This is a genomic window from Pseudoalteromonas sp. AWM4_233 (assembly GCF_056158285.1).
Window position 1 is genome coordinate 3,455,910 of record NZ_JBSWSZ010000001.1, and the last position, 9,090, is coordinate 3,464,999.

5 protein-coding genes are annotated in these 9,090 nt (G+C 42.8%); all 5 read right to left on the minus strand.

Going from position 1 to position 9,090, the window contains the following annotated elements; translation table 11 throughout:
• Positions 1 to 2: 2 nt before the first annotated feature.
• Positions 3 to 2,345 (minus strand): fatty acid cis/trans isomerase, encoded by a 2,343-nt coding sequence (locus ACXAC4_RS15740; RefSeq protein ID WP_475163218.1) that lies wholly within the window; start codon positions 2,343 to 2,345, stop codon positions 3 to 5.
• Complete coding sequence (locus ACXAC4_RS15745; protein ID WP_475163223.1) at positions 2,345 to 2,710, minus strand: hypothetical protein; 366 nt, start codon at positions 2,708 to 2,710, stop codon at positions 2,345 to 2,347. Before ACXAC4_RS15745 ends, ACXAC4_RS15740 begins: the two co-directional genes overlap by 1 nt.
• A 111-nt stretch (positions 2,711 to 2,821) precedes the next feature.
• Positions 2,822 to 3,487, minus strand: a complete 666-nt coding sequence (locus ACXAC4_RS15750; RefSeq protein ID WP_475163227.1) for an SDR family oxidoreductase — start codon at positions 3,485 to 3,487, stop codon at positions 2,822 to 2,824.
• Positions 3,488 to 3,543: 56 nt separating this feature from the next.
• The gene (locus ACXAC4_RS15755) at positions 3,544 to 4,347 is read right to left on the minus strand and encodes a VOC family protein (RefSeq protein ID WP_475163229.1); all 804 of its coding nucleotides are present in this window, start codon (positions 4,345 to 4,347) and stop codon (positions 3,544 to 3,546) included.
• A gap of 115 nt (positions 4,348 to 4,462) precedes the next feature.
• Positions 4,463 to 8,938 carry a PKD domain-containing protein gene (locus ACXAC4_RS15760; RefSeq protein ID WP_475163231.1) on the minus strand — a complete coding sequence of 1,492 codons (4,476 nt, stop codon included), beginning with the start codon at positions 8,936 to 8,938 and terminating at the stop codon, positions 4,463 to 4,465.
• Positions 8,939 to 9,090: the final 152 nt, after the last annotated feature.

Here is a 9,090-nt window from a genome sequence, read left to right on the forward strand (position 1 = left end):
AGTTATCTGTTCTCAAGTCGATTGTAATCAAACACCCCATATTCGATGCCTTTGTACTGCTTAGCAATCTCATGCAACAGGTCGCTGTATTGCCAAAATTGCGGATGGCTTCGACGTATTGCGAATTGCTCTTTTAGAGCTCTGTAGTCGGCCTCACTTTGCATGCTATGCAAATTTTCAACAAAGCTATGAACATGCTCCGAATTAGGTAAATACCATATGGCAGCAGGATAATCTCCAATAAACCCAGGAACAAGGGTCGCGGTATCTTCATCGTAAGCACGCTGACCTTCTTCATTCAATAAACTCGAAATATTGTAGTGCGCGTTATGATGAATAAGCGTATACGCTTTATGCTGCTCGCCGTGCTTGACCAAAATAAATGACACTTGAGGCAATAGGTTAATGGCTTTGCTCGGTAACGCATTGAGTTTTGCCAATAGCTTAGGTACTAAGTTATAGGCATAACGCTCACTTAAAATAGGCTGCAAATGCTGTTTAAACTTGCTGTATAGCTCTAACTTAGGCTCAGTGGTGGTAAATTGCATCCCCGTCGGGGCAGCTAAAATGGTCTTACGATTAATAAACTCACTTAAGCTTAAATGCGACTTACGGTACCAGTGATTTTTGACTTTTTGCCTTTCATCTTGCGGCAGTAAATTAATGAAGTTTTGCTCGCCTTCTAGGCGTAAAAAGTCCATATATAAACGGGTAATGAGCTGATGACCTACATTGCCATACACGTCAAAGCCGGCCACTAGTAAGTAGTGAATACGCTCAAACAACGCATAATCTAATAGCCACATGGTTTTTGGTGGTTGGCCAACAAAACCTTTTACCACAGTGGCGCTGTCGAAGTGGCGAAATACTGTGAGTGCTGCATTACGGTTATGCCCTTCACCTTGCCAAATTAAATCTGTGGTTAAATTGCTGCCATCGGCAAACACTTGGTTCGCTAATTTCGTTTTAGCATTTAAATACTCATGCTGGCGTTTGGCATATTTAGCCCAACTTGAAAGAGGTAAGGCATTGCTTTGCTCTTCAGCAGGCAGCGCGAGTTCATCGTCATTGTGAATTAAGAACTCGGCCATTTTTGGTGAGCTATTTTTTTCTGGATCGACAAAGGCGACCCAAAAGTGATCGTTAATCACATTCAATGCAATTTGACCACGGCAAACCGGCCCTTTGATAAAGCCACTGATGATCAAATGTGCTTCATCTAGCATAAACTGATATTTAGACTTAACGGGTAGCTGCGCAAAACTCTTAAACGGATTCGAAGCGACCTCAGGTGCATAGCCTGGTAGACTCAAAACTTGATAATCCGCTTCGATAAACTGTGCTTTTAAACGCGCTAACTTTCGATCATTAATTGCCAACGGCATATGGGTTTTCGATAATACTGTGCCGCGCTGATGTTGAAAACGATAATATACGCGCTCAACGTTTGGCTCATCAAAAGGTCGGCGCGTTGCGATAATTTCAATTGCCTGCCCCGGTGGTGTTTTAGAGCGTACTAATTTAAAAAAGCTCGGCGAGTCTGATTTTTTTGCTTCATCAAAGTAAATGTTCGCCAAATACCAATGCTCGTATATATAACGCGCTGACAAACGCGCCTTAAGATTATCTTGATTTAGAAAAGCTTCCCAGATTTCAATTTGTGCAAGCTCAGTTAAGGTCGGCGGCGCAATCTGGGCCATTTTAGCACCGCTTTTTAACCAATCGTGTAATACAGCAAATTCTCTTTGCTCTAACGCTGGCAAACCATAAGGCATACCCGCATGAGGCTGGTTTTGCGCATAACTGTCGAACTCTTCAATGCTTGGGCAAGTGGCCGTTCTATCTAAGCTAAAATCAAATTCATCACCTAGCACTTGCTGTGCAGGCAACTCAGCATTTTGTTTTAATAGTAATGAACGATACATCACAGAGGCTGCTAAGTTTGCATCTGCACTTTGCTGATGTTCGTTAAGCACCGTGGTAAAACCTTTATCGCGCCATTGTTGTGTAGATGTGGCATCTATCAATAAACGTGACGGTGTTTGCGCCAACAAACGAGTCCCGTCATACACAGGCTCTTTACTTAAGCCACGGTCAATACCTTCTGGAGAGGAGAGCTTCAACTGACATGGTGCATCATAACAACCATGGCATACCACACAGCGCTGCTCAATAATCGGCTTTACGTCATTGAGGTATTGCGTCGCATGAGGTGTATTTGCAACGACCTCACGTTGTTGTGGTTGTGCTGGTCCAAACAAAGTCTCGTAGTGGTTGGCAGCCAGTGCAACACAACCACTTAGAAAAAGTAGGCAAGTAAGAACAAATCCTTTTTTACAAGGCATTACGCCTCCTCTTCTTCGTCGCCTAGATCAAATGTCGGCATCATTTCTACTGGAGGAGAAATAAAGACTTGCTCACCACTGCTGACGACAGCGCTTAACACAGGTCCTCGGTTAAGTAATAACTGAGCTTGATGTGCTTCACTGATCACAGGTTTGAAATCAGAGTTATCGGCAAATAGTTGATAGGTTTCTAAATTAATACTGATGCTTTGATCTTCTGCCGGATTTTGACAGAGGTTAGCCAGTAAGGTTTCGTCTAAGATCACACTGAGTGTTAAATCAGAGGTTTCTAGGTCGCGCTGCTCAATATGTTCATCAAGCAAAAAAAGCGGCAGTGTGAGTGGTGTGTTTTGTTCTAATTCCATGATAATTGTTCAGGATAGGTGATCATTGCCACAAGTTTAGCAAACCTAACCTGAACACGCGACGAACAGAAAGCATTGCCTGCCATCTGTTCATGTTTTATATGCTCTATTTTACCAAGGTAAAATGTCACCGTTTGAGTGCCAGAAGCTACCTGTATTATCTAAGTTCAGCTCTTCGATGCGTTGTATTAATCGCTCTGCAGCAACTTGAGGTGGGATATCTCCGGCGAAGTTAACCATCTGAGTTTGCACAAAACCCGGGTGTAATAAGGCAACTGCGACACCTTTATGTTTTAGTTCATGCGCTAAACTGACACCAGCTGCATTGAGTGCCGCCTTTGACATACGATAGCCTATATAAGCACCTGAGCCATTATCAGCGATTGAGCCCATACGACTGGTGATCATCGCCACTTTACTGCCACTGTCTAAGTTAGCTTGCAAAGCGTGTGTGACTCGCACAGGCGCAACTGCATTGATCTGAAGCTGCGCATTAATGGCCTCAAAGTCCATATTGGCGAGGCTTTCGTTTTCAAAAATACCTGCGTTGTTAATAAGCACATCAATAGACTTACCGTTAAGCACTGATGCTAATCGAGCAACATCATCACTTTTGCTCACATCAATACCTTCTATGATGTTAACCGATAATTCTTGTAGCTCAGTTGATGGCTTACGAACAACTGCGGTTACTTCATAACCTTGCGCCAAATACTGCTTTGCGAATTCAAGGCCGATACCGCGATTTGCCCCTGTAATCACCACATGTTTTGTCATTGTATCCTCCTAGCATCTTTTAATGCTTACTGAACTTGGGGCAAATACCTTTAATATCAAGCATCCAGATCAATATCGCCATTATAAGACTGCATAATTGAGAATACTGCGCCTTGCGGATCTGTGATGACGGCAAAGCGCCCAATGTTTGGAATATCTGTGGGTGGCACACAAACTTGCCCGCCTAAAGACGTAGATTTTTCAGACATTGCATCACAATCAGCGACAGCAAAATAGATCATCCAATGAGGTGGAATGCCCTCCCATTCTTCGGTCATTTCGAGCATGCCTGCAACAGGCCCCTGCTCATTACAAAACAAGGTATAATCCATGTGTTCCATTTTTTCGACTTGGATTTGCCAACCTAATAGTTCGCTATAAAACTGCCCGATTTTTTCACTGCCCCGACAAGCTAGCTCATGCCAATAAGGCGTATTTTTCTCTAATATTCTTTGTGTGCCGATATGCTCGTTCGCTTGCCAAAATGCCACAAATGCTCCACCTGGATCGCTTATCATCACCATACGACCGGCACTCATCACATCACAAGGACCATGAATGACCGTTGCACCTAGCTGCTTTGCTTTACCGGCGATGGCATCAACATTTTCGACTGCAATATAGCCTAACCAATGACTAGGAATATTTGCCTCTTTTTGCTCAGGCATCATTTGATACATGGCCGCGACATCATCGGCTTGCTTCTTTAGCATAGTGTAATAACAATCTTCACCGATGGGTTGATCGTCAAACTGCCAGTCAAAGAGTTGCGTATAGAATTGTTTTCCGCCCGCCCAATCCGATGAGCATAATTCTGCCCAGCAAAAAGCTGAAATGGGTGGTGAAGTGACTTTGGCCATAGTTAATTCCTTCTTGTTGTTTGCATTTACTTATTAGTTGAACAGTGCTTAATTAGCAAGCAACAGCCAATAAAAAAGGCCCGTAATGGGCCTTTTCAATAATTAAAAATGGTAATTAGTTCGGAGGACTAAAGAATAAAGGGATATGATCTTGTGTTGTACAAGTATTCCCTTTTAGATACTTACACAAGGTTAAGCCATCTTTATTGTTACTGCCCGGGACTAGTTCAATAATGGTATCTTGTCCGTCCATCAACTGCATTTGTCCATTTTCAAACGTGAATTGCACCGCTTCAGCATCGCCGATTTGTAATGTGTAAATGTCTTCACCCATATCATCTGTTGCTGTAGTCGAATACCAAGCCACTTGCCCATCATCTACTGCCTGATAAAGATAGAAGAAACTAATATGATAGTCTTCAAGCTTTTCAATATCCGTTGACTCATTTCGCTCACCAACGAACATGACACCTGAACCTGGACGCTTAGTTCCATCAGCATCAAAACTGCTGAATTCTCTTGCCCAGAAGTAGCGCCCTTCATGCTCTGCCACCATTTGATAGCGCATTTCAGCTTCGAGCACACAAGTTGGTGACGCTTCACAGAAGCGGGTTCTCTCTTTTGTCTCAGGATTTACATAGCGTGCTCGGACAACCTGGCCATCCTCATAACGGCCTTGATAAGAGCTTTTGCCTGTACCAAATACGAATGTCAGATAAGAATCGTCTTCATCTTCTGGGTAGATTTCAGTACCATTTTGACCACTGACTTGATCTGCACCATCAAAGTAAACCCAGCGCCCTTGGTAGTCTTCTTTACTGAGTTCTGGAGCCATATCTTTGACAAGTATGCCTGAAATAATCTGGCTTGAATAAACATCTGCCAAATCATCAAAGTTATCAACAAACTGGTAGCCTACCGATAAGTCTTTAGTCATGTGCAAGTTATCAAACTCAGTATCCTCAAAGTTTAATTTTAATGCTCGTCCCATCACCGACCATGTAAAGTCACCATTTTCATCTGGTTCATCGAATGTCGATTTCACAGTACCAGTGCCATCAGCCATAAATTCTACATGACTAATTTGATTGCCATCAGCTCTATCATAAGCGACCCACTTACCAACAAAGTCGACCTCTGATAAATCTATGAAGTCTCTTTCATAGTAAAGTTTACCCATAAAGTCATGATTAACGTCGCCGCTCATATAACCATCTGTGTAAACATCAACGCGTTCGGTGACTGCTACTTTCATGCCCTCCATAGCGTCGAGCTGCACCGTATAACCTTTTAGTTTATGTTCCGTTATCATACTGTTGTCAGTATTGCTATAGATAACAGATGGATACATTAAATTAAGCTCTATCATACCTTCAGATGTGACATACCAGTTTACATCGTACTCACCCATTGGTGTTTTAACTTTACCATTACCCCATCTATCTAAGCTCAAACCCAGTGTTTCACCTAGGTAAAGATCTGAGTTGTTAATAATAGAGTTACCCATTAATGGCATTTGCTTCCAAATCTTCACCATGGAATCATCGGTGCAGCCCGATGGTAAGGAATAATTAAAGGTGACACCCGAACATGTGCTATCGGCAGATGCATCGCACACTAGTGCTTCACCATCATTATTTTGCAGCGTATCAAATGTTATTTGCGTCTCAGTTGTTTGGTAGTTACCGCGCTCAAAGCCAATGTAGCCATTTTCTTCTTCCCACTGAATAGCAAAGTATCGGGTTTCAGGTAACAGCATAAGTAAAGCCGCATCGTCTAATAGCCCCCATGTGCCCTCAACACCTTCAGCAGCAAAACTTACTTTACTAAAAGAGATTGATCCCTCATCAGTGCCACCCAAGACAAACTCGGAGTCAGATACGCTGTATTCAAAAGAAACACCTGAGCAACCTTGCCCTGCAGGTGCATCACACACTAAAGCTTCGCCATCATGATTTTGCTCAGTTTCAAATGTAATGCTGGTACCGTCAGTTGTATAAGCCCCTCTTTCAAAACCTACAAAGCCATTTTCTTCTGCCCATTGAATGGCAAAGTATCTGCTGTCAGGTAAGAACATGAAAATAACATTTTCATTTGCCAGTTCCCAAACACCTTCTAAACCAGAAGTCGCAAAGCCAACTTTGTGGAATCCAACAGACCCCTCACCCTCAATCTCGAATGACAGCCCCGAAGAAGGGTATAAGCAGGCCTGAATATGCTCTTGAGAACTGTCTATTATCTCTAGGGTATACTTAGCACCATCAACAAAGTAAACAATATTGCCATCTTCAAAGTTAAAGTTATAACTTTGCTCTCCAAAAGTAATGACACCGTCAAATTCTTCACTATCACGATTGATCTTCACCATCATCAAGTTACCCATGGCATCTTGCACCCACACATAGGTATCGCCATAATTTGGTAATGTTTGATCAAAGGCCGTGATACTTAAATCACTGTCATATTCAAAGATAAACAGTGCAGATTCGCTGACCTCCATCATGCCTTGCTCATTCATCCATAAGAACGTACGTTTAAGGTAATAACGGTCATTCACCATAGCGAGAATTTCATGATTAGTAATGCCAATCAAAGCACAATCATCACGCGCTTCTAAACAACTTTCAACGCGATTACCATTTTGCATATAGACTTTACGCACCATGGTATTGCCATCAATATCCCAAACATAATCACTGCGTTCTAAACCAAAATAAATTGACCCATCAGGATATAAGTCCATGTAATAGCTTTGGTTCAAGCCATAGAAACCATGCCAACGGCCAGACATTGTGCTTTCGTTTACCGTGACATCTGAAGGCTTGATAAGTAAACCATATTCAGTATTTGGCCACTCATCGTCAGTGGTATCTAGCGTAACGACTTGGTATCCCGCATCCAAAACTTTGGTTAGCCAAATTGAAGCCGAACCTTCATATTCAAGTGTTTGCTTGGTGTCATCGGTAAAGTCTTTATAGTCGACAACAATGGCTCGCCCCTCAATGCGCCATGTCACTTCTTCATCAGAGAATTCAGTGGTGATTGTGCCATCTGCATTAAAAATAAGTTTTGACACTTGCTCTTCAGGTTCGTCATTAAGTGTGAAATCTCTATCATCTAAATCCAAATACCAGAGACCACCGTCTGAAGTGAGTATCTCAGTAGTGGGAGCTGAGGTTTGGCTCTTGCTAATAAGATTACTGATATAGGTGACTGTCTCTGAATCTTGAGCAGCGCCATCCAATGTTTGGAAAACTGTTTCAGTGACTTCAACGGTTCTAAATACTTCATTCTCTCCGAGTACCAACATACTCATGCCGGTGACGAACGTTTCAACTCGCTGCTTAGTTTCATCTTCAAGAGTATTTTCAGATACAGACTTCTTCAAAGGCTCTGCAAATGTCAGTGCTAACTTGTTGCCATCTAGCGCCCAGCTACTTATCGCTTGCTGATCTATGCCATGAATAACCCCTGTGTTATCTTCTTTTAAACTGACGTGGTAAGCGATATTGTTGTAATAACGAGGTGACTGAAGTATGTACTCACCCACTAAGCTACCCGATGGACCCGTTACCAGATCAGTATCTTCTTTAATCTCGGTCTTCGTTTTTTCGATGATGGTCGGATCTTTCTCATTCACCTCAGCCTCAAACGCTTCTACCGTTTCTGTCGATGAGACGAGCTCAAGGGTATTCTCTACCCCCTCTGGCAACTCAAAGTCTGGGTTATCAACAACCACTTTGATTAAGGTCGCAAGCTGAAGTTTTTCATCAGCATCCACGTTTAAGAGTGCTGATTTAAGTGCTTCATCGTCTTGCGGTGTTTCGCCATCACGCGTAATGATGGCGTATTCTGCGGTAGTGACGTTGGTGACATTCACTGAGAAGTTTTCGTCCTTTTGCAGTACACCGTCTTCACCCGCTTGCTCGATTACTGTCTCTACTGAATTAAGTAGTGACCAGAATTCAACCTTACTTTGTTCACCAGTGCCCCGAGCTTTAATTTGCACGAGATCTTTAACCTCAGACTCATCCACAATCAATTCAAGTGAATAACTGCCATCGCTGCCAGCTTGGACTTGCGCTGATGAGCCACCAGCAGAAATGGTGACATTGGCATTTGGTATAGGTTCGTCTGTGACAATACCGGTAATTGAAACTGATGATACCTTGCGCTTTATCATAACAGTATGTTGCGCTTGCGCAGTTTTGGCCGTCGAGCCGTTATCAGTCACGGTGATAGTAAAAGTCACCTCAATGTCTTCAGAGATATCAGGGCTCGTTACAGTTAGCGTGCTTGTATCTTGCCCACTAAGCGTTAAATCAAGGTTGGAAGTGGTTGTCCAAGCATAGGTACTAATTTCACCATCTTCATCCGCAGCGGTTGCTGTGAGCGAAAATTCAGTTTGCTCTTTAGCTTCAGCGACTGCATCAACCGATACGGTTGGTGCTTTATTCTCTGGCGTTGGGGTTGGTTCTGGTATTGGTGTCGGTGCAGGGTCATCTGATCCCCCACCGCATGCAGTTAAGACCAGACTAAAAGCGATTGGCGCAAGCAGTGAGCTCCAGTCTTTGTATAATCCTGTTTTCATGACTTATCCTGTGCAGTTTTTTTATAGCGCTAAAGCCTCAGCGAAAGCACTTTATTCAAAATTACGGCACAATAAGCGTAGGTTAATTTTTAACCGAACAGTTGGTTATTTCTGTCTATAGAATAAAAAAGTCTAACGAACAGAGTTTAATA

What these genes read in the sequence shown, in the direction of transcription:
- ACXAC4_RS15745 (WP_475163223.1), bottom strand. Translation starts at nt 2,710, where the DNA reads ATGGAATTAGAACAAAACACACCACTCACACTGCCGCTTTTTTTGCTT.
- ACXAC4_RS15760 (WP_475163231.1), bottom strand. Translation starts at nt 8,938, where the DNA reads ATGAAAACAGGATTATACAAAGACTGGAGCTCACTGCTTGCGCCAATC.
- ACXAC4_RS15755 (WP_475163229.1), bottom strand. Translation starts at nt 4,347, where the DNA reads ATGGCCAAAGTCACTTCACCACCCATTTCAGCTTTTTGCTGGGCAGAA.
- ACXAC4_RS15750 (WP_475163227.1), bottom strand. Translation starts at nt 3,487, where the DNA reads ATGACAAAACATGTGGTGATTACAGGGGCAAATCGCGGTATCGGCCTT.
- ACXAC4_RS15740 (WP_475163218.1), bottom strand. Translation starts at nt 2,345, where the DNA reads ATGCCTTGTAAAAAAGGATTTGTTCTTACTTGCCTACTTTTTCTAAGT.